This is a genomic window from Mycobacterium sp. (genome assembly GCF_049683355.1).
Classification (GTDB): domain Bacteria; phylum Actinomycetota; class Actinomycetes; order Mycobacteriales; family Mycobacteriaceae; genus Mycobacterium.
On sequence record NZ_JBAUJB010000051.1, the window covers coordinates 1 to 21,785 of the forward strand.

Genomic DNA, 21,785 nt, shown 5'->3' on the forward strand with positions numbered 1-21,785 from the left:
CCGGTGAACCCACCGCCGCCGCGGTGCGCACGATGTGGACGACGGTGCGGGAGAAGGTCCGGGAGCGCAGCCGAACCACCGAGGTCATGCTGGCCGGTGCGATCGTGCGGGCCGTCGACGGCGACACCCTGGTGCTCAGCCACGAATCGGCGCCGCTGGCCAAGCGCCTCACCGAGCAACGCAACGCCGACGTCATCCGGGAAGCGCTGCAGGATGCGCTCGGCGTGAACTGGAAGATCCGGTGCGAGGTCGGAGCTTCGTCCCCGCCGCCCGCGGCGGCGCCGGCCGCTTCTGGGAATGCTGGGAACTCTGGGAATTCCGGGGATTTGACGGCCACCCCGATCGATCGTGAGTCCCCCCGTGACGACGAGGAGAGCATGCTCGCCGAGGCAGGCAACGCCGACCCCGCCGCGCCGCGCCGCGACCCCGAGGAAGCAGCCCTGGAGCTGCTGCAGAGCGAACTGGGGGCGCGCCGCATCGAAGGGTGAGGTGGGCCTGGGTTGCGCCGCGCCTGTCAGCCGGCCTTCGTGTCCCGCAGCACCAGCATCGGCAGCACCACGGTCGCGACTGCGGTGACCAGCCACACCACCACCGTCGCCGCGATCCACGATCCGACGCCGCGAATGCTCAGCCCGTTGGACAGCAGTGACGCCAGGAGCAACGCCACGAACGTCGACACCAGGCCGATGCCGCCCAGGAAGGCCGAAGCGTAGCGGGTGGCCATCTTGAGGAAGAACGGCGCCAGGATCGCCTGGGCCACAGTGAAGATCACTACCGCGGTGACAAAACCCCACAGCGGCACCGAAACCCCGGGCACCAGGAAGTCGGCCGCGAGCAATCCCAGCGCGGAGGATCCCAGGAACACGGCTATGCGCAACAGCAGGCGCTTCACCGGAGTGAGCCTAGTCGCTATACGTTCCACCAGGGCCGCAATGGCAGCCCGCCATCACCGCCTCGCCGGTCGAGTTTGGCCGCCAGCACCTGGTGCAGCTGAATCGCGTTCTGTTCGAAGCCGACCCGGGACCCGGCCATGTACAGACCCCACACCTTGGCAGTGGGCAGACCCACCTCCGCAACCACCTCGTCCCAGTGTTCGACGAGGTTTCGACACCAGTCGCGCAGTGTCATCGCGTAGTGGTGCCGCAGGTTCTCCTCGTGCAACACCTCCAGGTCGACGTTCTGGATCTCGGTGATGATCCGCCCGGAACCGGTCAGCTCGCCGTCGGGGAAGACGTAGCGGTCGATGAATCCTCCGGCGGTCGTGGTGTGCCGGTTGTCGTGGCGGGTGATGCAGTGGTTGAGAAGTAACCCGCCGGTGCGCAGCTTCGACTTCAGGAAGCGGAAATACGCGGGGTAGTTGGCCACGCCGATGTGCTCGGTGAGCCCGATCGAGGACACCGCGTCGAACTGGGACTCCCGCACGTCGCGGTAGTCGCTGTGGCGGACCTCCGCAAGGTCGCCCAGACCGTCCTCGGCAATCGCCTTCTGTGCCCAGGTGGCCTGTTCCCGCGACAGCGTCACGCCGATCACGTTGACCCCCTGGCGCGCCGCATAGCGCACCATGCCGCCCCAGCCGCAGCCCACGTCGAGCAGTCGGTCACCGGGCTGCAGGTGCAGCTTCTCGAACACGAGCCGGTACTTGTTCTCCTGCGCCTCCTCCAGCGAGGCGTCGGGATGCGGGTAGCACGCGCAGGTGTAGGTCATCGACGGGCCCAGCACCAGTTCGTAGAACTTGTTCGACACGTCGTAGTGGTGATGGATCGCGTCCGCGTCGCGGGTCTTGCTGTGCCGCAACCCCTCCGCGAACCGCCGCCAGCGAGGCAGCGCCTCCTGGGGTGGCGGGGCGATCGGCCGCAGGTGCTCGATCCCGATGGACCGGATGACGTTGGCCAACACCCTGGCCGACGGACGCTTGAACTGCATCTTCTCGGCCAGCGCGCTGAGCAGGTCATAGGGGTCGCCCGGATGTACCCCGTGAGGCTCCAGGTCGCCCGAGACGTACGCCCGGGCCAGTCCCAGGTCTCCGGGAGCGGTGGCCAGGTAGGTGGTGCCGCGTGGGGTCCGCAGGTCGAGCCCGAGGACCGCGTCCTCGGGTCCGGCGCTGCTGCCGTCGTACGCCGTGAACTTCAGCGGCACCCGGCCGGCGGAGAAGATCTCCAGGATCTCTGCCAGCGTGAGCCTGCCCTCGGAGTTGTCAGCCGCGTCTGTGGCGCGTTCCCGACATGTGGTCATTGTCTTTGCACCGCCTTCGCATACAGGTCGAGGAAACGTGAGTCAGGGTCGTAGGCCTTCTTCACCGTCTTGTAGAGCTCGCCGCCGTAGAGTTCGTCGAACTCCTCGGGCGAGTAGTACGCGTCGGAGTACAGCGACTTGTGCCCGTGCAGTTCGCTCACCCTGCGCTCGATCATCTTGTTGGTGTACCCGTATTCGAGGCCTACGGGCACCGAAGACCAGAAGCCGATGTTGACGTAGGTCTGATGGGGGTGCAGCGGGTACAGCGGCCAGTTGCCCTCATCGCGGAGCCGCAACGGGCACAACCAGATCGGCTCGATGGGGACGTTGTCCAGGAACCAGGCCAGGAACTCGGCGGTCTTCCCGATCGGCACTTCGACGTCCTGGACGACCCGTTCGCGTGGCGGACGGCCGTTGCGCTTCTCGATCCGGTCGGCGATGTCGAATCGCTGGTCGTAACCGATGAGCTTCCAGTAGAAGCTGCTGCGCCGGAGTCTGCGCGGCCACCATCGGCGGATCCGCGGGTTCTGCGCGCCGAACGCTCGCGAACACCAGAACCAGTCGGTGTCCCATCGCCACAGGTAGTCGTGGATGGTGAGCCGGTCGTGCTTCTCACCACCCTCGTGTTGGATCGACTGGTAGTAGATGTCGTTTCCGGTGTAGTCGCTGACCGGTCCCGGGGTCGCCGATTGGACACCCAGGCACAGATAGCTCTCGTCGGCGCTGAACACTACACCGTCGAGGTAGTCCACCCGGTCGCCGTTGAAGCCGCCGGTGTCGATGATCCCGTCCATCACCTCGACCAGCTCGGTCAGTGAACCGAACCTGAGATGGCGCAGCGCGACGAAGGGCTTCACCGGCTCCAGCTCGATCTTCAGTCGAACCGAGTAGCCAAGAGTGCCATAGGAATTCGGGAACGACCGGAACAGTTCGGGGTGCTCGTCGGGCGACGCCCGCACGATCTCGCCGGTGCCGGTGAGGATGTCCATGTCCAACACCGACTCGTGGGGCAGTCCGTTGCGGAACGACGTGGACTCGATGCCCAGCCCGGTGACCGCACCGCCGAGCGTGATGGTCTTGAGCTGAGGCACCACCAGCGGGGACAAGCCGTACGGCAGGGTGGCCGCCACCAGGTCTTCGTAGGTGCACATACCGGCCACATCGGCGGTGCGTGCGTCCGGGTCGACGGCGATGACCTGCGTCAATCCGGAGGTGTCCAGCCCGGGGGCGGTGTTCTTCGCCCGGGCGCGGAACAGATTGGAGGTCGGCTTGGCCAGCCGGACCGTGGCGTCGGCGGGGATAGCCCGGTAACTGGATAGGAGCCGCTGCACGCCGTCACTGTGAGTGGCCCGTGCGTCGGTCGAGGCAACAGACACACATATACGCTAGTCCCCGGTGGCAGCCGATGCGACCCACCGAACCGCTAGTCACCCCCTGTTGACGAGGAGTTTGCACTGATGGGACAGGTCAGCGCGACCAGCACGGCACTGATCGACGCCGACCCGGCGACCGTGTTGGGCGCCGTTGCGGATTACCAGGCCATGCGCCCGAGGATCCTCTCCGAGCACTACAGCGGCTACAAGGTGCTCGAGGGCGGCCAGGGCGCCGGCACCGTCGCCGCCTGGAAACTGCAGGCCACGAAGTCGCGCTCGCGTGACGTGAAAGCCACCGTCGATGTCGCCGGCCACACCGTCATCGAGAAGGACGCGAACTCGTCGATGGTGACCAACTGGACCGTCGCCCCGGCGGGGCCGGGGTCGTCGGTCACCGTCAAGACGTCCTGGCAGGGCGCCGGGGGGATCGGGGGCTTCTTCGAGAAGACGTTCGCCCCGATCGGGCTGCGCAAGATCCAGGCGCAGTTGCTCGGCAACCTCAAGCGCGAGGTGGAGGGCACCGTGGGCATCGAGGGTGCCGAGGCTTAACGCTGCGAGCCCAGGAACGCGACGATGCCGCGGACGACGGCGTCGGCGTACTTCTGCCGCCCCTGCTCGGTGGTCATCAACGCCGAGTCGACCGGGTTCTTCATGTTCCCGAGCTCGACCAGGATCGACGGGTACTGCGCGAGGTTGAGCCCGGCGATGTCGGAGCGCGGATTGAGCCCGGACGCCCCAATGTAGGTCGCGGGCGGAATGCCGGAACCGGCCAGCTGATCACGCATCACCCGGGCGAACTGCACCGACGGGCCGGCCTGCGCCGCGTTGAGCGGCGGCGCGGAGTACAGGATGTGGAAGCCGCGCCCGGTGGGCGGACCGCCGTCTCCGTGGATCGACACCACGGCGTTCGGTCGGACCGAGTTGGCCAGCGCCGCGCGCTCGTCGACGCACGGGCCGGGGCCGATGTCGTCGCCCCGCGACATCGCGGTGCGCACTCCGAGCGCGGTCAGCGCCTGGCGGACCCGCAACGTGGTGTCCCAGTTGAAGGTGTGCTCGGGGTATCCGTCGTTGGTGGAAGTGCCGCTGGCCTGGCAGTCCTTGGTGCCGCCCCGCCCGGTGGGGACCTGTCTGCTGATCGAGGCGTCGTTGGCGCCGTTGTGGCCGGGGTCCAGGAAGACGATCTTGCCGGCGATGGTGGCAGGAGCGGCTTGGGCGGGACCGGCGAACATCGATGCGGCGACGAGCGTGACGGCGACGATCGCCGAGGCTGTTCGCACGCCGACACGGTGGCGGGCTGGCAGGTGCACGGCGACACGGTAGCCCGCTTGCGGACTACGCTTAAAGACCAAAGCAACGGATCTTGACGAGCGAAACCAAGTCGAGACCGATATGACATCTGTCCGCATACCAATAAGCAAGAGGATCAGCCATGCAGCCTGGGGACCAACCCGATATGTCAGCACTGCTCGCGCAGGCGCAGCAGGTCCAGCAGCAGCTGATGGAAGCCCAGGAGGCTCTCGCCAACGCCGAGGTGCACGGCCAGGCCGGCGGCGGGCTGGTTCAGGTCACCATGCGGGGCAGCGGCGAGGTGACGGGGGTGTCGATCGACCCGAAGGTGGTGGATCCCGCCGATGTCGAGACGCTGCAGGACCTGATCGTCGGCGCCATCTCCGACGCCGCCAAGCAGGTCACCATCCTGGCGCACGACCGGTTGGGCCCGTTGGCGGGCGGGATGGGCGGCCTCGGGTTGCCGGGGCTCTGACTTGTTCGAGGGCCCGGTCCAGGATCTGATCGACGAGCTGGGCAAACTGCCCGGTATCGGGCCGAAGAGTGCGCAGCGCATCGCGTTCCATCTGCTGTCGGTGGAGCCACCCGACATCGACCGGCTCACCGCGGTGCTGGGCAAGGTGCGCGACGGCGTGAAGTTCTGCGCGGTGTGCGGCAATGTCAGCGACGAGGACCGCTGCCGCATCTGCAGCGACTCGCGGCGCGACGCCTCGCTGGTGTGTGTCGTCGAAGAACCCAAGGATGTGCAAGCGGTCGAGCGCACCAGGGAGTTCCGCGGGCGCTACCACGTTCTCGGCGGTGCCCTCGATCCGCTGTCGGGCATCGGTCCGGACCAGCTGCGCATCCGCGAGCTGCTCAACCGGATCGGTGAGCGGGTCGACGGCGTCGACGTCTCCGAGGTGATCATCGCCACCGATCCCAACACCGAAGGTGAGGCCACGGCCACCTATCTGGTGCGGATGCTGCGCGACATCCCCGGCCTCACCGTGACGCGTATCGCCTCGGGCCTGCCGATGGGCGGTGACCTGGAGTTCGCCGACGAGTTGACGCTGGGCCGCGCGCTGGTGGGCCGCCGCGCGATGGCCTGATTCGCCGGCTCGCGGCGCGAGACATCCACGTTTTGCACGCGTCTACACGCACTTCCTGTGCAAAACGTGGAGATGTCGGTGGGTGTCGGCACCATGAGCGTCATGGGAGAAGTCATTCTCGGCGGTGAGGCGGTCAGGGCCGGTGTGGTGACCCGGCACGAACTCCGGCGCGACTTCACGACGCTGTTCCGCGGCGTCTTCATCCGCAAGGGCGCCGAGATCACACTGCGGGATCGGGCGATCGGTGCGTGGCTGGCCACCGGGCGCAAAGGGGTCATCGCCGGGGTGGCGGCCTCCGCGCTGCACGGTGCGCCCTGGGTGGATCCGGCTCATCCGATCGAGGTAGCCGGGGTGAAGGGCAGGCCGCAGGACGGCCTCATCATCAGGACGGAGCAGGTCGCCGACGACGAGGTCACGCAGATCGGTGGGTTGCCGGTCACCTCTCGACTGCGCACGGCGTTCGATCTCGGCCGCCATCTGGACCGCGGTGCAGCACTCGCACGCCTGGACGCGCTGATGTGGAACCAGCGCTTCGACGTCGAGGACGTGGCGCGGCTGGCCGATCGCCACCCGCGCGCTCGCGGGGTGAGGCAGCTGCAGGAACTGTTGCCGCTGGTCGACGGCGGCGCTGCTTCGCCGCGGGAGAGCAGAACTCGACTCCGGTTGCATGACAACGGTTTTCCGAGGCCGGAGACCCAGATACCCGTCGTCATGGGTTCCCGGCCCGTCGCGTTTCTGGACATGGGGTGGCAAAGGTACGGCGTCGCTGTGGAATACGACGGCGATCACCACCGCAAGGACAGGCGCCAGTACGTCAAGGACATCGCACGTCTGAGGATGCTCGAGGAGTCGGGCTGGATCGTGATCCACGTGATCGCCGAGGACAGACCCGAGGAGTGGCTGGCCAGGGTGGAGGCGGCGCTGCGCAGCCGGGGCTGCGTGTTCACACCCGCCGCGGCGCCGCGAGGCGCTCCCGGCGCAGCAGCGTGACCTCGGGCAGCTCCAGCTGCGTCAGCGGACCTACCACTTCGGTGAGCAGATGGTCGGCGAGTTCCGGGTTGCGGGCCAGGCAGCAGCCGTGCAGGTAGGTGGCGATGACGCTGCCCTGGACCGCGCCGTCGAAGCCGTCCCCGGCCCGGTTGCCCGCTCCCTTGGTCACCGCCGCCAACGGTCGCGCGTCGGTGCCCAGCACTGTTCCGCCGCGGTGGTTTTCGAATCCGGTCAACGGCTGGGTCAACCCGCCGATCAACGGATTCGCCGCGACCTCACCGATGGTGCGTACCGGCTGCGGCGACGTCGTCAGGTCCAGCACGCCCACCCCGTCGACGCGCTCCCCGGCCGACGTCTCGTACCAGTGGCCCAGGACCTGGATGGCCGCACAGATCGCCAGCACCGGCGCGCCCCGCGAAATCGCCTGTTGCAGACCGGGATATCGGATCAGGTGCTTGGTGGCCAGCCGCTGCGCGTAGTCCTCGGCGCCACCGAGGGTGTAGAGGTCCAGTTCGGCGGGCACCGGATCGTCGAGCGTGATGGGCACGATCTCGGCGTGGATTCCGCGCAGCCGCAACCGCTGTCGAAGCACCACCGAATTCCCGCCGTCGCCGTAAGTGCCCATCACATCGGGCAGCACCAGCCCGATCCGCACCGTCGACTCGCTCATCTCACCCGCTCCAGCACCCGGTTCAGTTGCAGAAAGGCGGTGTAGTTGGCGATGACCTCGACGTGACCGGGCGGGCACGAGCCGATCGCGCGCACGGTGTCGTGCACCAGCGTGTGCTCGACGCCGGCGTAGCCGAGGCGTACCGCGAGGTCTGTGCCGCGCTCACCTGCGGCCACGACCTGCACCGTCTCGAAGTGTTCGAAGCGGACATCCCACAGCCAGGACAGGTCCTCACCGTCGGGCACCTGCCCGTTGACCGCGATCACCACCCCCGCGGCATCCCGGTCCACCATCGACAGCGCCTCCTGCCAGCCGGCCGGGTTCTTCGCCAGCAGCACCCGCGCGGTGTGGTCGCCGAGTTGCACGGTCCGGTACCGGCCCGCCACTTCGTCGACCAGCGACACCGCCGCCACCGCGGCCACGGGATCGGCGCCCAGGGTCACCGCCGCAGCCACCGCCTGCGTCGCGTTGCCACGGTTGACGGCCCCGGGCAGTGCCAGGGCCATCGGCAGCGACAGGTCGTCGGGCCCGTGGATGTGGGTGTCGTCGAACCACCAGTCCGGGCCCGGGCGCTTGAAATCCATGCCTGTCGAGTACCAGTGGGTCTGTTCCCGGACGATGATCTCGCCCGAGCGCGGGCAACTCACCGAGTCACCCGCCCAGCCGCCGCCTGCGGCCACCCACACCACGTTGGCGCTGTCGTAGGCGGCCGACGTCATCAGCACGTCGTCGCAGTTGGCCACGACCACCGCCGAGGGGCGGCGGGCGAGCCCGCCGCGCAAGGTGCGCTCGATGTGGTTGATCTCACCGACCCGATCGAGCTGGTCGCGCGACAGGTTCAGCAAGACCACCACTGCCGGCTCGGCGGCGTCGCATACGTGCGGGACGTGCATCTCGTCGACCTCGAGGGCGGCCAGGGTCGCGTCTGGCGCAGCGGCCAGCGCCGCCACCAGCCCGGCGTCCATGTTGGCGCCTTCGGCATTGGTCGCCACCGGGCCGAGCGTGGCCAGCGCGGCCGCTGTCATCCGGGTGGTCGTCGACTTGCCGTTGGTACCCGTCACGACGACGGTGCGACGGTTGCGGGCCAGCTGGCCGAGGATCGAGCGGTCCAGCGTCATCGCGACCAGACCACCGATCATCGCGCCGGCTCCGCGGCCGGTGACCCGCGACGCCCACCGCGCGCCCGCCCCTGCGGCGAGCGCGATCCGTCCACGTCCGGTGACCATCCCGGCAGTCTAAAAGAGACCGAACCGCTGCCACCGACACGCGGCGTGTGGGGCGGGGCTTGTCGGTGGTGCGTGCCATTCTCGTGAGGTGAGCGCATCCGCCGGAAATCTCTGGGGCAGGCCTGCTGAGGCGCCCGGTGCCGGATGGGCCGTCGTCGACGTCGAGACGTCGGGGTTCCATCCCGGGCAGTCGCGGATCGTGAGCGTCGCGGCGTTGGCTCTCAGCGATGACGGCAACGTCGAGAAGAGCCTCTACAGCCTGCTGGACTCCGGGGTCGACCCTGGTCCCACGCACGTCCACGGGCTGACCGCGGAGATGCTCGACGGCCAGCCCACGTTCGGCGACATCGTCGACGATCTCCTCGCGCTGCTGCGGGGGCGCACTCTGGTGGCACACAACGTCGGCTTCGACTACGGGTTCCTCGCCGCCGAGGCCGAGCTGGTGGAAGCCGCGCTGCCGGTCGAGACCGTGATGTGCACCGTGGAGCTGGCCCGTCGCCTCGACCTGGGCACCGAGAATCTGAGGCTGGAAACGCTCGCCGGCCACTGGGGCATCACGCAGATGAAGCCCCACGACGCGCTCGACGACGCGATGGTGCTCGCCCAGATCCTCAAGCCCGTGCTGGCCCGGGCCCGGGAACGCAACGCATGGCTGCCGGTGCGCTCGGTGACCCGCCGCACCTGGCCGAACGGCCGGGTCACGCACGACCAGTTGCGCCCGCTGAAGGTGCTGGCGGCTCGGATGCCGTGCCCGTACGCCAACCCCGGACGGTTCGTGGCCGGGCGGCCTCTGGTGCAGGGAATGCGGGTGGCGCTGGCGGCCGAGGTGAGCCACACCCACGAGGAACTCATCGAGCGCATCCTGCACGCCGGGCTTGCCTACACCGACGCGGTGGACCCGCACACGTCGCTGGTGGTCTGTGACCACCTCTCCACCGAACAGGGCAAGGGCTACCAGGCCAACGAGCTCGGCGTGCCGGTGGTCTCCGGCGCCGACTTCATGGCGTCCCTGGCGTCGGTGGTCGGCGGCGCCGCCATCGACGAGTTCGTCGACTCCACGGTGGTCGAGGACCAGCTCACACTGTTCTGACGAGTCGGTCGAGCGAATTTTTGTGTCTCCAGCCGGTTCTACCGGCTTCTACACTTCGGGCGTGGACAAAGTGCGGGTCAACTCCGAAGGACTTCACGAACTCGCGGCGCGCTGTGCCGCAGCCGCTGGCGAGCTCTCCACGTCTGTTCTCACACCTCTGCCGGGCCCGTCCCATCAATCCACCTCAGCGGCCGTCGCGTCCACCTACCACGCGATGACCGATGCATCTGGTGTTCTGGCAGCGCAGGTGTCTGCGACTGGAGCCAAATTCGGTGCTGCGGCTAGCGACTACATTCGGCAAGACCACAGTTCCGGAGAGAGCATTGCAGCGTTCGGCGCGGCGATCGAGGCTTGAACATGCCGGGCGCCGCAGAATCCGGGATCCCTTCCCTGTCGCAGATCATTGGTTGGGTTACACAGCACTTGGAGTCGGCAGCCGAGGACTGGAACACCACAGCCAAGCGGTGGGAAGATCAGTTCGCCGCCGTGCAGCGAGCTACCCTCGCGCCGGGCGGCGCCGCATGGGAAGGCGGCGCTGCTGAGGCTGCCCAGGAACGAGTCTTCGCCGATCTGGTCAAAGTCCGCGCTCTGGTGAGCACATTGCAGGACGCAGCGGCGGAGGCGCGTCGGGGCGCCGATCGATTGGCCCGTGCCAAGCGCGACGCTCTCGAAGCGGTTAGTGGCGCAGAGGAGCTGGGATTCGTCGTGGGAGAAGATCTGTCGGTGACCAGTCGGCACCGCAGCGTCGGCTGGATGACCCAGATGCAGCTGCTGGCATTAGCCAAACACCACGAGGCGGCAATCACCGTCCGCGCAGCCGCACTCAGCACTCTTGACAACGAAGTTGCCGCGAAGATCGGCGCACGCAGCGCTCCATTGAGTGAGTTCGCCTTCACCGAAACCGCGCTACCGGCGACCTCAGATACCGAGGAACCACAAAGCATTCAAGTCCTCGGCGAGGACAGTGTTCCTGCTGGGCCGGTCATCCTGTGCGAGCCCGGACCGCGGGGCGGACCTTGGGAATTCGATTGTCACGTGTTCTATCCGGGTGGTGGCGCCGATATGTATCCCAGCGATGTGGATGATTCGGGAGGCTACCCATGACGACTGTGGCACATGACGGCGAAACCTGCGACGGGGGATCCGATGAGTTCGAGTGAAGATCCGATTGCACAGCGACGGTTCGCATTCCGGCTCGTACCTCGATACGAACGGGTCGGGGATGAGTGGCGCGCCCAGTATCCGGGTGCGGACTGGGGGGTGAGTGCGCCGAGCGAAGACGAGGCACGACAGCGGTTCGATCGAGAACTCGCCCGTCGTCGCGATGCGGGAGAGAACCCCATGGCATTCGCGGAGGCTGTCTATCGGAGACACCTGCAAGAACCGGTCGATGGTGTGTACGCCATGGAAAGCGAGCTCTACCGCTACGTGGCCCAGGACGTGGGGTACGACTGGGACATCCTGCAGGGTGTGTTCGAGGAGGCCGAACGTCGTCGGGCAGCGGGTGAGACGTATTCCAAAGCCGACTACCTCGCGGCCAGGCGCGCATGTGAGGGCTGAGTATTCACGGTGCGCGGTGGGAACGTCCGGCCGCGTGCGCGACCATCAGTCAACCACGCGCGGCGCGGTTCACTGCCGAGACGACGGCCCGCAGTGACGCGGTGGTGATGGAGGTTGCGATGCCGACGCCCCACACGGTTTTTCCGTCGATCGAGGCCTCGACGTAGGCCGCGGCCTTCGCCTCCTCGCCCGCCGACATCGCGTGCTCGGAGTAGTCCAGCACGTTGACGTCGTAGCCGACCGCCCCCAACGCATCACAGAACGCTGCCAGCGGACCGTTGCCGGCGCCCACGATCTCGCGCTCGGTGCCGTCGATCTTGACGATCGCGGTGATGGTGTCGGTGCCGCCGTCGACCTCCGCGGCGTCGACCTTCTGGCGCATCCGCTCCAGCGGAGTGATCGGCGCCAGGTACTCGTCGTAGAACGCGTCCCACATCTCCTTGGGCGACACCTCGCCGCCCTCGCCGTCCGTGATCTGCTGAATGGCCTGAGAGAACTCGATCTGCAACCGCCGCGGCAGGGCCAGGCCGTGGTCGGCCTTCATGATGTAGGCGACGCCGCCTTTGCCGGACTGCGAGTTCACCCGGATGACGGCTTCGTAGGTGCGGCCGACGTCTTTGGGGTCGATGGGCAGGTAGGGGACCTGCCACAAGATGTCGTCGACATCGGAGTCCTGCTCGTCGGCTGAGACCTTCATCGCGTCCAGGCCCTTGTTGATGGCGTCCTGGTGGCTTCCGGAGAACGCGGTGTAGACCAGGTCACCGCCGTAGGGATGGCGCTCGGCTACCGGCAGCTGGTTGCAGTACTCGACGGTGCGACGGATCTCGTCGATGTTGGAGAAGTCGATCTGCGGGTCGATGCCGCGGGAGAAGAGGTTCAGGCCCAGGGTGACCAGGCAGACGTTGCCGGTGCGCTCGCCGTTGCCGAACAGACAGCCCTCGATCCGGTCGGCGCCGGCCGCGTACCCCAATTCCGCTGCGGCGACCGCGGTTCCGCGGTCGTTGTGCGGGTGCAGGCTCAGGATGGTCGATTCCCGCGGGGACAGGTGCCGGTGCATCCACTCGATCGAGTCGGCGTAGACGTTGGGGGTGGCCATCTCCACGGTGGCGGGCAGGTTGACGATCAGCGGTACGTCCGGGGTCGGCTTGACGATGTCAGCGACGGCGTTGCAGACCTCGACGGCGTACTCCAGCTCGGTACCGGTGTAGGACTCCGGGGAGTACTCGAAGCGCCACTTGGTGTCCGGGTACTTCGAGGCTTCCTCGACGCACAGCCGGGCGCCGTCGGTGGCGATCTTGTTGACGGCGTCGCGGTCGGCGCGGAACACCACGCGGCGCTGCAGGATCGACGTCGAGTTGTAGAAGTGCACGATGGCCCGCGGTGCACCCTCACACGCCTGGAAGGTGCGCTCGATCAGCTCCGGGCGGCACTGGGTCAGCACCTGGATCGTGACGTCGTCGGGGATCGCGCCCTCGGTGATGATCTCGCGGACGAAGTCGAAGTCGGTCTGGCTGGCGGACGGGAAGCCGACCTCGATCTCCTTGTAGCCCATCCGCACCAGCAGGTCGAACATCCGCCGCTTGCGGGCCGGGCTCATCGGGTCGATCAGCGCCTGGTTGCCGTCGCGCAGGTCCACCGCACACCACATCGGCGCGGTGCTGATCACCTTGTCGGGCCAGGTGCGGTCCGGCAGCCGGATGGCCTCCACTTCCTCATCGAAGCTGCGGTAGCGGCTGACCGGCATCGACGATCCGCGCTGGGTGTTCCAGGCGGGCTGGCCGGGGTGGGGCGCACCGGCGGGGGTGCTGATGGTGCGAACCGAGGAATAGGCGTCAGCGGAGTTGAAGCTGGCGGACGAGAAAGTGGTCATGATCTGTGCTCCGGAGGGTGTCGAGGGATTTCAGACCGGCGCGTCGCCAAACACCCGCGACGGGAAGCCAGTCTGGATCAGACCCCGTCGCGGCGTCCGAGAAGGAGCACCCGCTGCACGCGAGTCACTCTACTCCGGTGAGCGTGGATGCCAAAACCCGTCAGACCTGGGAGTCGGGGAACGCAATGACCGACAGGAACCGGATCGGCAGCGACACCAGGTCGATCGGACCGTGGGCGCCCTCACCATCGATCTGCAACGAGTCACCCGGGTGCAGCCGGTACACCGAGCGGCTGTGGCTGTAGTCCATGACGCCCTCGAGCATGTAGATGAACTCGGTGCCGGGGTGCTGGAACAGCGGGTAGGTCCGGCTCTTCTCCGACAGCGTGACGTGCAGGCACTCCAGGCGTTTGTGCTCGCCGCGCAGCGAGCCCAGCAGCTGGTACTCGTGGCCCTCCTTGGTGCCGTTGCGCACGATGGCGGCCCCGGTGCCGGCCTTGACGAAGGCGGCGGGCCGCTCCATGTCGGCACCGCGGAACAGGCTGGTCACGGGCACGTCGAAGCCTTTGGCCAGCAGCGCCAGCGTGGACAGGCTGCAGGAGGTCTGGGCGTTCTCGATCTTGCTCATCATCGCCTTGGAGATCCCGATGCGGGCGGCGGTCTCGGCGACCGTGAATCCCTGCTGCAGGCGCAGCTGGCGTACGTTGTGCCCGATCGCGGCCTCGATCTCGAGTTCTTCGACCGGTTCGGCCGGATCCCGGTCGCGGGCGGTGCCGGATTTGTTGCGGAGCAGCGGAACGTGATCGTCGGCGTGAGAGTCAGGCGGGGCCACAAGTGTCCTGTCTAGCGCATCTGTCCCGCCCCGACGTAGGGGAAGGGAGTCTTGAGCGGCTCGCCCTCGGCGAAACGCGCGAACCGGAAGTCCGAATCCGGGATGCGCGGGTCGCTGCTGTGACCGTCGACCACGATGTCGGCGACGAGCCTGCCGACGGCTGGGGCGATCTTGAAGCCGTGACCGCTGAACCCGGCGGCGATCACCAGCCCGTCCAGCGGCGCCTTGGAGATGATCGGGTTCCAGTCCGGTGTGACGTCGTAGCACCCGGCGTAGCTGCTGGAGATGGCTGCGTCGGCGAAGCCGGGAAACCGGGTGCCGACCTTCTCGACGGTGACGTCGACGAACTCGTCGGTGGCGCGGTTGAGGTAGCCGTCGGGATCGGCCGGCACGATCGCGTCGTATCCGGGCAGGTCGCTGTTGCCGAACAGGATGTCGCCGCCGACCTCGGCGCGGACGTACTGCAGTGACACCAGGTCGGAGAAGACCGGTACCGGACCCGTCGTCACGCCGGGGTTGATCATCACGATCTGCTCGCGGATCACCCGGATCGGAACGTCGATGCCGTACCGCTCGAGCAGCGGCCGCGTCCAGACCCCGGTGGCGACGACGACGGTGCTCGCGCAGACCGACGAACCGTCGGCCAGCTGCACGCCGGTGACCCGGTCACCGTCGACGAGCAGGCCGGTGACCGCGCAGCCCTGGCGGATCCGGATCCCCGCGGCGCGCGCCGACGCCGCGAACGCCTGTGCGGTCTGGTACCCGTCGCCGTAACCGCCGCGCGGCTCCCAGCCGAACGCGGCGAACGTAGTCAGGTCCGCGAACGGCCACAGCCGCGCCACCTCGGCGTGGTCGATCTCCTCGGTCTGGACCCCGACGGAGCGCTGCGCCGCCAGGCTCTTGCGCAGCGAGTCGACGTTGGGCTCACCGACCCCGACGACGTAGCCGGTCTGGCGGAACCCGATGTCGGTGGCGTGCTCTCCGAGGAAGTCCCGGGGCCGCTCGAACACCTCGAGCCCGTCGGCGGCCATCGCGGCCAGCGAGCTGACGCCGTAGTGACACCGCACGATGCCGCTGGACTTGCCGGTCATCCCGGCCCCGACCGTGTTGCGCTCGGCGACAACAACATCGGTGACGCCGCGGGCGCCGAGAGCCCACGCCGCCGCGGCGCCTTCGATGCCGCCGCCGACGATGACCACGTCCGCTGTGCTGTTCACGTGCCCGGTATCCAGTCGGTGCCGGCCAGCGGCACCCGGGCCATCGCGGCGGCCTCGATACTGACCGCGACGAGGTCGTCGGGCTCGAGGTGGCACACGTGCGACTTGCCGCATGCCCTGGCGATGGTCTGGGCCTCCATGGTCAGCACCCGCAGGTAGTTCGCCAGCCGGTGGCCCCCGGCGACCGGGTCGAACCGGGCCGCGAGTTCGGGATCCTGCGTGCTGATCCCCGCGGGGTCGTTGCCGTCCTGGTAGTCGTCGTAGAAACCCGCTGCGCTGCCGATCTTCTGGTACTCGGCGGCGTAGCGGGGGTGATTGTCACCGAGAGCGATCAGGGCCGCGGTGCCGATGGCGACGGCGTCGGCGCCCAGGGCGAGCGCCTTGGCGACATCGGCGCCGTTGCGGATGCCACCCGAGACGATGAGTTGCACTGCTTTCCTGTGCACCCCGAGTTCCTGCAGCGCCTGCACGGCCTGCGGGATCGCCGCGAGCGTCGGGATCCCGACGTGCTCGATGAAGACGTCCTGAGTCGCCGCCGTGCCGCCCTGCATCCCGTCGACCACCACCACGTCCGCGCCGGCGTGCACCGCGAGTTTGACGTCGTAGTAGGTGCGGGTGGCGCCGACCTTGACGTAGACCGGCTTGCACCAGTCGGTGATCTCGCGCAGTTCGTTGATCTTGATGGTCAGGTCGTCGGGCCCGGTCCAGTCCGGGTGCCGGCACGCCGACCGCTGGTCGATGCCCTGGGGAAGGGTGCGCATGCCCGCAACCCGTTCGGAGATCTTCTGGCCCAGCAACATCCCGCCGCCGCCGGGCTTGGCGCCCTGGCCGAGGACGATCTCGATGGCGTCGGCCTTGCGCAGGTCGTCGGGGTTCATTCCGTACCGCGACGGCAGGTACTGGTAGACCAGGCACTTGCTCTGTCCCCGTTCCTCGGGGGTCATCCCGCCGTCGCCCGTCGTGGTGGAGGTCCCGACCTCGCTGGCGCCGCGGCCGAGCGCCTCCTTGGCGGGCCCGGACAGCGCGCCGAAGCTCATCCCGGCGATGGTGACCGGAATATCCAGGTGCAGAGGGTGTTTGGCGAACCGGCCACCGAGAACAACGTCGGTGGCACACCGTTCGCGGTAGCCCTCGAGCGGGTAGCGGGACATGGAGGCGCCGAGGAACAGCAGGTCGTCGAAATGTGGAAGGGGCCTCTTGGCGCCCCAGCCGCGGATGTCGTAGATACCGGTCTCGGCCGCCCGCTGGATGGCCGCGATCGTGGCCCGGTCGAACGTCGCGGACTCGCGCAGGCCGAGGCGGGCGCGGTCGTCGCTGGTGTAGGTCATCGGATCCGTCCTAGTACGCGGCGGCGTTGTCGACCTGGAAGTGATACAACGACCGGGCCGACCCGTAGCGGGTGTAGGCGGCTGTGTCGTCGTCGTCGAAACCCGCTGCCTTCAAGAGCTGTTCGAGTTCGCGGTGGTGCTCGGGGCGCATCGGCTTGGGCACGCAGTCGGCACCGAGGGAGGCGACGTCACCGCGGACGTAGAGCCGTGCCTCGTAGATCGAGTCACCCAGTGCCTCGCCCGCGTCGCCGCGGATCACCAGGCGTCCGGCCTGCGCCATGAATGCGCTCATGTGGCCGACATCGCCACCGACGACGATGTCGACGCCTTTCATCGAGATCCCACACCGCGCAGCGGCACTGCCCTCGATGACGAGCAAACCGCCGTGCGCGGTCGCGCCTGCCGACTGCGACGCGTTGCCCTTCACCCACACCGAGCCGCTCATCATGTTCTCGGCGACTCCGGTGCCGGCGTTGCCGTTGACGATCACCTCGGCATGCTTGTTCATCCCGGCGGCGTAGTAGCCGACGTGTCCGTCGATCGTCACCTTGATCGGCGCGTCCAGGCCGACGGCGACGTTGTGCGCCCCCGCCGGGTTCCCGATGACGAACTCCCCGGCCAGGTCGGGTGCGTGCAGTGCCGCGTTGACGTCGCGCAGTCCGGTGACGCCCAGGTCGAGGGCCCTGATGCCGATCACCTGCTCCATGCGTAGACGACCTCTGGTTCAGGCTCCCAGATCCGGGCGCCGTCGACGCCGGGAAGTGCTGCCAGGCCGCGGTATTCGCTTCCCATCGCCACCCAGTCGTCGGTTTCGGCGATGACCGCCGGCTTGCAGGCGATGGCATCGCGCACCACGGCGAAGGAGTCGCGGTTGGAGACCAGCAACGTGTAGAAGCCGTCGAAGGTGGCGCACAGTGTTTTCAGCGCCGTCTCGATGTCACGGCCCGCGGCGAGCTGCTCGGCGATGAACCGGGCGCCCACCTCGGTGTCGTTCGCGCTGTCGAAATGCACTCCTGTCGAGCGGAGTTCGCGGCGGATTGTGGCGTGGTTGGCGAAGGAGCCGTTGTGCACCAGGCATTGCCCGGGTCCGACCGCGTAGGGGTGGCAGCCCGACGGGGTCACGGCCGACTCGGTGGCCATCCGGGTGTGGCCGACCCCCTGCCAGCCCTGGGCCTTCTCCAGTCCCCACCCGTCGGTGAGCGTCCGCGGATGTCCCACACCCTTGAGAACTGCCATGTCCGAACCGAATCCGGCGATCAGCGCCTGCGGATAGACCGACCGGACCGCGGCGAGCAGCGCCTCGGAGTCGGTGTCGGCAGACAGCAGGTAGCTGCTCTGCACCGCGACACCGTCGACGTCGCTGCCGAGAGCCGCGCCGACCGAGGACCGCACCCTGGCGATGCCCTCGGTGCCACCGGTGCCGGTGTCGACCATCGAGACGCATCCCTCGCCGGGTGGCGACCAGGTGGGATCTCCGTAGACGGCGACCCCGGCGGAGTCGCTGCCGCGGTCACCCATCTCGCACAGCATCCCGGTGAGCAGCTCCCCGAGCTGGGGGTAGAGCTCGGGGGTGCGCAGGTGCAATCCCACGATCCCGCACATTCGTGTTGTTCCCTTCGTTTCCGGCTCAGAATGCCGTCAGGTAGTTGTCGATCTCCCACGGGCTGACGGCGCTGTGGTAGGCGAAGAACTCCTCGCGCTTGACGGTCGCGAAGTAGCCGGACACACCCTCGCCGGCGGCGTCGAGCACCCCGGTCACCACCGCGTCGCCTTCGAAGTCCTCCACGGCGTGCAGCAGCGTGGGCGGCAGCGCGCTGGTACTGACACCGCCACCGACCGGACCGGGGTCGGTGCTGCGCTTGATGCCGTCCATCCCGGCGCCGAGGGCGGCCGCGATGGCCAGGTACGGGTTGGCGGCACCGTCGCCGCCGCGCAGTTCGATGCGGTCGCCGTCGGGGACCCGGATGTAGTGCGTGCGGTCGTTGCCCCCGTAGGTGGGCAGTCGCGGCGCCCAGGAGGCCCCGGATGCGGTGGAGGTGGCGCCGGTCCGCTTGTAGGAGTTGACCGTCGGGGCGATGACCGCCTGCAGCGCGCAGGCGTGTTCGAGGATGCCGCCGATGAACCCGTAGGCGGTGTCGGACAGCCCGAGGCCACGGTCGTCCGGCTCGCCCGGCCCGACCGGGAAGACCGGGGAGCCCCCGCTGGTCAGCGACAGGTGCAGGTGCAGCCCGCTGCCGGTCTTGTCGGTGAACGGCTTCGGCATGAAGGTGGCGACCATCCCGCGCTCGGCGGCGATCATCGACAGCAGATAGCGCAGGGTGACGACGCGGTCGGCGGTGATCAATGCCTCGGCGAACTTGAAGTTCTGTTCGAACTGGCCGTTGCCGTCCTCGTGGTCGTTGGCGTAGTTGGACCAGCCGAGCTGGTTCATCGCCGTCGACACCGCGGTGAGGTGGTCGTACATCCGGGTGACCCCGCGGGCGTCGTAACACGGTTGGGCGGCGGTGTCGGCCGAGTCGGCGACCGACACGGCGCCGTCGTCGCCGCGGCGCAGCAGGAAGTACTCGACCTCCGCGCCGACCCACGGTTCGAACCCGGCGTCGGCGCACTGTTCAACCAGCGAGCGCAGGATGACCCGCGGCGCGTACGGCCACGGTTGGCCGTTGACGTGTGGGTCGCAGTGCACGATCGCCAGGCCGTCCTTGATGAACGGGATCGGGGTGAACGACGCCGGGTCGGGGATGGCCATCAGGTCGGGGTCCTTGGGCTCCTGGCCCATCGCGCCGACCGCGTAACCGGCGAAGCCGACGCCCTCGGTGGCCAGCATCTCGACCGCCTCGACCGGGACCAGCTTGGCGCAGGGTTTCCCGCGCAGATCCACGAACAGCGCCAGGATGAACTTCGTTCCGGACTTCTCGGCCAGGGTGGCCAGATCGGGCGTCGCGGGGTTCACGGGAATCACCTCTGTCTCTTATCGGGAATCAAAGTATCACGGAGTGAAACAGTGCGCAGCGCGGGCGGCCGCCGCCTGTCCGGTCTCTGTACAGACAGTCAGTTGTCGGTGTTACGTGCGCGGTCGCGAGTCGTTTCAGGGCGGTAACCACCGGGGCGGATACGGTGCAACGCGTGTGTACACGCGTGGTCTACCTCGGGACAGGCGATCGGGTCGTCACCGGCCGCTCCATGGACTGGAGTGTCGAGATCGGCACGAACCGGCGAGGCCGGCCCGGACTCGGCGCAGTGGACGTCGAAGTGCGGCAGCGTGGTGGCCAGCGGCTACGACATCTCCACGACCGACGGCGTCAACGAGGCGGGTCTGGTCACCAACCTGCTGTGGCTGGCGGAATCGCAGTACCCCGCCAACACCGGCGACCGGCCGGCGGTGTCGCTGGCGCTGTGGGCGCAGTACCTGCTCGACAACTTCGCCACGGTGGGCGAGGCCGTCGCGGCACTCGACGCCACCCCGCTGCGGGTGGTGACCGCGGAGGTGCCGGGCCAGGAGCGCCTGGCCACCGTGCACCTGGCGCTGTCGGATGCCGGCGGCGACAGCGCCATCATCGAGTACTGTCGAACCGTTCACGTTCCTGGCCGCGCCGTAGTCAGAGCCGCGAGGCGAGGATGGCGTTCCCGGCGCCGCTCAGTTCGCCCAGCACGGCGGGCCGTCCCGCCATCGCCATCAACAGTGCCTCGCCGGTCCCCGCGACCTCGGGTCCACGGCCGTGTGCCCAGTCCATGTCGTCGGCGCGCAACCGCAGTCCTCTGATCCGCCACGGCACCCCCAGCCTCGGGTTGGCCGGCATGAACCCGAGCACCCGACGCAGCCGAGCGGGCGGGATCCGGCGCGGCAGGGCGAGGGGGCGGCGGATGTCCTGGTGGTGGATGGTCGCGTCGACCAGCGCGATCATCCCGCCGAAGCCGGCCGTCAGACCGCGCGGTTGCAGGTGGTCTTCCAGGAAGGTGACGAGCTGCTGTGGTGTCAGCGCAGCGTATTCGTCGACACCGACCTGGTTGGCGTGAAGGATCCGCCCCTTCGCGAACCGCTTCAGTAGACCCATCCCGCCGAGCTCTTCGTAGCTGATCATGTGCGCGACCACGTGCCGGACACTCCAGCCGGCGCACAGGCTGGCCGCTTCCCACTGTTGTGGACTCAGGGTCTGCAGGAACTCGGCGAGCTCGCGGCGCTCGGCCCGGGCCATGTCCATCAGCTCGGCGCTCATCGGTCCGCCAGCAGTCCGTGGTAGCGCCGCAGGTACAGCGGCCATCCGCCGTCGCCGTCCACGCCGTCGGCCACCGACTGCCAGCCCGGCCCGTGCCGTTCCAGGTGGCGATGCTCGAGTTCGACGCGGGTGCGGGTCGCCGACTCGGCGATGAACCGCACCTCCACCTCGCTGGTCCTGCCCGGATCGGGTTCCACCTGCCAGGTCGGGCCGATGCCCCAGCTGAACACCACCCGCGATGGTGGCTCGAAGACCAGGATCCGAGACCATTCGCAGCGGGTGCCGTCGCTGCCGACGTCGTAGATACGCCCGCCCACCTCCGGCTCGAACACCGTCTCGACGATGGGAACGGCGAGCAGATTGTGTTCGCGTGGCTTGAAGTCCCCGAACCGCGCGGTGAACACGGTGAACGCCCGCTCGACGGGCGCGTTGACGACGATCTGGTGCCGAATGCTCTCGGTCACGGGACCTCCTCGGGGTGTTCTGCTGAGTCCTCGACCACCTGCTTGAAGCCGGCGAGCGCCTGTGTCCAGTAGCGGTCGAGGTCGGCGCGCAGCGCCGCGATGCCGCCGGGGTTCAGTTGGTAGACGCGCCGTGTCCCGGTCGCCCGGTCGGTGACCAGGCCCGCGTACTTGAGCACCTTGAGGTGCTGGGACACCGCGGGCCGGCTGACGGGCAGATCGCGGGCCAGCTCACCGACCGCGCAGGGGGCCTGTGCGAGCCGCTCGACGATGGCGCGCCGGGTGCCGTCGGCAAGCGCGTGCCACGGATCCCCCGGGTGTTGGTAAGTGTCCACTAACGGTAA

24 protein-coding genes and 2 pseudogenes are annotated in these 21,785 nt (G+C 68.3%); 10 read left to right on the forward strand and 16 right to left on the reverse strand.

The features are described from left to right. Window positions 1–488, forward strand: a pseudogene (locus WA944_RS02895) (DNA polymerase III subunit gamma/tau); the annotation flags it as partial. Window positions 489–514: 26 nt separating this feature from the next. Here WA944_RS02895 and WA944_RS02900 read toward each other — a convergent pair. Genes WA944_RS02900 through WA944_RS02910 form a run of 3 tightly spaced genes read right to left on the reverse strand, consistent with a single transcriptional unit; the run spans window position 515 to window position 3,608 of the window. Continuing rightward, the gene (locus WA944_RS02900; RefSeq protein ID WP_526374884.1) at window positions 515–892 is read right to left on the reverse strand and encodes a phage holin family protein; all 378 of its coding nucleotides are present in this window, start codon (window positions 890–892) and stop codon (window positions 515–517) included. Window positions 893–909: 17 nt separating this feature from the next. Then, window positions 910–2,232 carry an SAM-dependent methyltransferase gene (locus WA944_RS02905; protein WP_526374882.1) on the reverse strand — a complete coding sequence of 441 codons (1,323 nt, stop codon included), beginning with the start codon at window positions 2,230–2,232 and terminating at the stop codon, window positions 910–912. Next, window positions 2,229–3,608 carry an FAD-binding oxidoreductase gene (locus tag WA944_RS02910; RefSeq protein ID WP_526374880.1) on the reverse strand — a complete coding sequence of 460 codons (1,380 nt, stop codon included), beginning with the start codon at window positions 3,606–3,608 and terminating at the stop codon, window positions 2,229–2,231. Before WA944_RS02910 ends, WA944_RS02905 begins: the two co-directional genes overlap by 4 nt. A gap of 81 nt (window positions 3,609–3,689) precedes the next feature. Here WA944_RS02910 and WA944_RS02915 point away from each other — a divergent pair, with 81 nt between their 5' ends. Beyond that, a complete protein-coding gene (locus WA944_RS02915) occupies window positions 3,690–4,154 on the forward strand; it encodes an SRPBCC family protein (protein WP_526371995.1) in 465 nt (154 codons plus the stop codon). Here the strand turns inward: WA944_RS02915 and WA944_RS02920 are convergent. Next, window positions 4,151–4,906: an Rv3717 family N-acetylmuramoyl-L-alanine amidase gene (locus WA944_RS02920; RefSeq protein WP_526372005.1), complete on the reverse strand. Its 756-nt coding sequence runs from the start codon at window positions 4,904–4,906 to the stop codon at window positions 4,151–4,153. The genes WA944_RS02915 and WA944_RS02920 overlap by 4 nt on opposite strands. A 128-nt stretch (window positions 4,907–5,034) precedes the next feature. Here WA944_RS02920 and WA944_RS02925 point away from each other — a divergent pair, with 128 nt between their 5' ends. From WA944_RS02925 to WA944_RS02935, 3 genes are all read left to right on the forward strand, one after another. Next, window positions 5,035–5,367 (forward strand): YbaB/EbfC family nucleoid-associated protein, encoded by a 333-nt coding sequence (locus tag WA944_RS02925; RefSeq protein WP_526371997.1) that lies wholly within the window; start codon window positions 5,035–5,037, stop codon window positions 5,365–5,367. A gap of 1 nt (window position 5,368) precedes the next feature. After that, window positions 5,369–5,980 carry a recombination mediator RecR gene (gene recR / locus WA944_RS02930; protein ID WP_370333661.1) on the forward strand — a complete coding sequence of 204 codons (612 nt, stop codon included), beginning with the start codon at window positions 5,369–5,371 and terminating at the stop codon, window positions 5,978–5,980. Between the two features lie 102 nt (window positions 5,981–6,082). Further along, window positions 6,083–6,970 carry a type IV toxin-antitoxin system AbiEi family antitoxin gene (locus WA944_RS02935; protein ID WP_526371999.1) on the forward strand — a complete coding sequence of 296 codons (888 nt, stop codon included), beginning with the start codon at window positions 6,083–6,085 and terminating at the stop codon, window positions 6,968–6,970. On the opposite strand, the gene WA944_RS02940 is transcribed toward WA944_RS02935, so the two are convergent. Next, window positions 6,924–7,640 carry a type 1 glutamine amidotransferase gene (locus WA944_RS02940; protein ID WP_526372001.1) on the reverse strand — a complete coding sequence of 239 codons (717 nt, stop codon included), beginning with the start codon at window positions 7,638–7,640 and terminating at the stop codon, window positions 6,924–6,926. The two genes, WA944_RS02935 and WA944_RS02940, sit on opposite strands and share 47 nt — an antisense overlap. Further along, window positions 7,637–8,866 carry a MurT ligase domain-containing protein gene (locus WA944_RS02945; protein WP_526646254.1) on the reverse strand — a complete coding sequence of 410 codons (1,230 nt, stop codon included), beginning with the start codon at window positions 8,864–8,866 and terminating at the stop codon, window positions 7,637–7,639. Before WA944_RS02945 ends, WA944_RS02940 begins: the two co-directional genes overlap by 4 nt. 88 nt (window positions 8,867–8,954) lie before the next feature. Between WA944_RS02945 and WA944_RS02950 the strand changes: the two genes are divergently transcribed. The 4 genes from WA944_RS02950 to WA944_RS02965 all read left to right on the forward strand — a co-directional run bounded on the left by WA944_RS02950 (window position 8,955) and on the right by WA944_RS02965 (window position 11,516). Further along, entirely contained in the window at window positions 8,955–9,956 is a 1,002-nt protein-coding gene (locus WA944_RS02950; RefSeq protein WP_526374900.1) for a DEDDh family exonuclease, read from the forward strand. A 61-nt stretch (window positions 9,957–10,017) separates the two neighbouring features. Continuing rightward, window positions 10,018–10,311, forward strand: a complete 294-nt coding sequence (locus WA944_RS02955) for a hypothetical protein (protein WP_526374902.1) — start codon at window positions 10,018–10,020, stop codon at window positions 10,309–10,311. Continuing rightward, window positions 10,308–11,060 (forward strand): hypothetical protein, encoded by a 753-nt coding sequence (locus WA944_RS02960; protein WP_526374904.1) that lies wholly within the window; start codon window positions 10,308–10,310, stop codon window positions 11,058–11,060. The genes WA944_RS02955 and WA944_RS02960 overlap by 4 nt, the downstream gene beginning before the upstream one ends. A gap of 300 nt (window positions 11,061–11,360) precedes the next feature. Further along, on the forward strand, window positions 11,361–11,516 hold the full coding sequence (locus WA944_RS02965; protein ID WP_526374906.1) for a hypothetical protein: 156 nt from the start codon (window positions 11,361–11,363) through the stop codon (window positions 11,514–11,516). Between the two features lie 49 nt (window positions 11,517–11,565). Here the strand turns inward: WA944_RS02965 and leuA are convergent, their stop codons facing one another. The 7 genes from leuA to glnT form a co-directional block, all read right to left on the reverse strand. After that, a complete protein-coding gene (leuA, locus tag WA944_RS02970) occupies window positions 11,566–13,386 on the reverse strand; it encodes a 2-isopropylmalate synthase (protein WP_526374908.1) in 1,821 nt (606 codons plus the stop codon). Between the two features lie 160 nt (window positions 13,387–13,546). After that, entirely contained in the window at window positions 13,547–14,218 is a 672-nt protein-coding gene (locus tag WA944_RS02975; protein ID WP_526374910.1) for a helix-turn-helix domain-containing protein, read from the reverse strand. 11 nt (window positions 14,219–14,229) lie between these two features. Continuing rightward, a complete protein-coding gene (locus tag WA944_RS02980; protein ID WP_526607706.1) occupies window positions 14,230–15,435 on the reverse strand; it encodes an NAD(P)/FAD-dependent oxidoreductase in 1,206 nt (401 codons plus the stop codon). Then, on the reverse strand, window positions 15,432–16,763 hold the full coding sequence (locus WA944_RS02985; RefSeq protein WP_526374914.1) for an FMN-binding glutamate synthase family protein: 1,332 nt from the start codon (window positions 16,761–16,763) through the stop codon (window positions 15,432–15,434). The genes WA944_RS02980 and WA944_RS02985 overlap by 4 nt, the downstream gene beginning before the upstream one ends. Before the next feature lie 10 nt (window positions 16,764–16,773). Further along, window positions 16,774–17,469 (reverse strand): protein glxC, encoded by a 696-nt coding sequence (locus tag WA944_RS02990; protein WP_526374916.1) that lies wholly within the window; start codon window positions 17,467–17,469, stop codon window positions 16,774–16,776. Then, on the reverse strand, window positions 17,457–18,365 hold the full coding sequence (locus WA944_RS02995) for a class II glutamine amidotransferase domain-containing protein (protein ID WP_526374918.1): 909 nt from the start codon (window positions 18,363–18,365) through the stop codon (window positions 17,457–17,459). Before WA944_RS02995 ends, WA944_RS02990 begins: the two co-directional genes overlap by 13 nt. A gap of 25 nt (window positions 18,366–18,390) precedes the next feature. After that, window positions 18,391–19,716, reverse strand: a complete 1,326-nt coding sequence (gene glnT, locus WA944_RS03000; RefSeq protein WP_526374920.1) for a type III glutamate--ammonia ligase — start codon at window positions 19,714–19,716, stop codon at window positions 18,391–18,393. Between the two features lie 312 nt (window positions 19,717–20,028). On the opposite strand from glnT, the pseudogene WA944_RS03005 reads away from it, so the two are divergent. Next, a pseudogene (locus WA944_RS03005) lies at window positions 20,029–20,271 on the forward strand (linear amide C-N hydrolase); the annotation flags it as partial. A 91-nt stretch (window positions 20,272–20,362) separates the two neighbouring features. Here WA944_RS03005 and WA944_RS03010 read toward each other — a convergent pair. From WA944_RS03010 to WA944_RS03020, 3 genes are read right to left on the reverse strand one after another with little or no spacing between them, the layout of a single operon-like run. Further along, window positions 20,363–20,980 (reverse strand): maleylpyruvate isomerase family mycothiol-dependent enzyme, encoded by a 618-nt coding sequence (locus WA944_RS03010; RefSeq protein ID WP_526374922.1) that lies wholly within the window; start codon window positions 20,978–20,980, stop codon window positions 20,363–20,365. After that, window positions 20,977–21,444, reverse strand: a complete 468-nt coding sequence (locus WA944_RS03015; RefSeq protein WP_526374924.1) for an SRPBCC family protein — start codon at window positions 21,442–21,444, stop codon at window positions 20,977–20,979. Before WA944_RS03015 ends, WA944_RS03010 begins: the two co-directional genes overlap by 4 nt. Continuing rightward, entirely contained in the window at window positions 21,441–21,776 is a 336-nt protein-coding gene (locus WA944_RS03020) for an ArsR/SmtB family transcription factor (protein ID WP_526374926.1), read from the reverse strand. The genes WA944_RS03015 and WA944_RS03020 overlap by 4 nt, the downstream gene beginning before the upstream one ends. Window positions 21,777–21,785 lie beyond the last annotated feature (9 nt).

Bases quoted from the DNA above. Each gene is read 5' to 3' on its own strand.
- WA944_RS02985 (WP_526374914.1), bottom strand. From the start codon at position 16,763: ATGACCTACACCAGCGACGACCGCGCCCGCCTCGGCCTGCGCGAGTCC.
- WA944_RS02945 (WP_526646254.1), bottom strand. From the start codon at position 8,866: ATGGTCACCGGACGTGGACGGATCGCGCTCGCCGCAGGGGCGGGCGCG.
- WA944_RS02995 (WP_526374918.1), bottom strand. From the start codon at position 18,365: ATGTGCGGGATCGTGGGATTGCACCTGCGCACCCCCGAGCTCTACCCC.
- WA944_RS02990 (WP_526374916.1), bottom strand. From the start codon at position 17,469: ATGGAGCAGGTGATCGGCATCAGGGCCCTCGACCTGGGCGTCACCGGA.
- WA944_RS02940 (WP_526372001.1), bottom strand. From the start codon at position 7,640: ATGAGCGAGTCGACGGTGCGGATCGGGCTGGTGCTGCCCGATGTGATG.
- WA944_RS02965 (WP_526374906.1), top strand. From the start codon at position 11,361: ATGGAAAGCGAGCTCTACCGCTACGTGGCCCAGGACGTGGGGTACGAC.
- WA944_RS03010 (WP_526374922.1), bottom strand. From the start codon at position 20,980: ATGAGCGCCGAGCTGATGGACATGGCCCGGGCCGAGCGCCGCGAGCTC.
- WA944_RS02915 (WP_526371995.1), top strand. From the start codon at position 3,690: ATGGGACAGGTCAGCGCGACCAGCACGGCACTGATCGACGCCGACCCG.
- WA944_RS02905 (WP_526374882.1), bottom strand. From the start codon at position 2,232: ATGACCACATGTCGGGAACGCGCCACAGACGCGGCTGACAACTCCGAG.
- WA944_RS02925 (WP_526371997.1), top strand. From the start codon at position 5,035: ATGCAGCCTGGGGACCAACCCGATATGTCAGCACTGCTCGCGCAGGCG.
- leuA (WP_526374908.1), bottom strand. From the start codon at position 13,386: ATGACCACTTTCTCGTCCGCCAGCTTCAACTCCGCTGACGCCTATTCC.
- WA944_RS02935 (WP_526371999.1), top strand. From the start codon at position 6,083: ATGGGAGAAGTCATTCTCGGCGGTGAGGCGGTCAGGGCCGGTGTGGTG.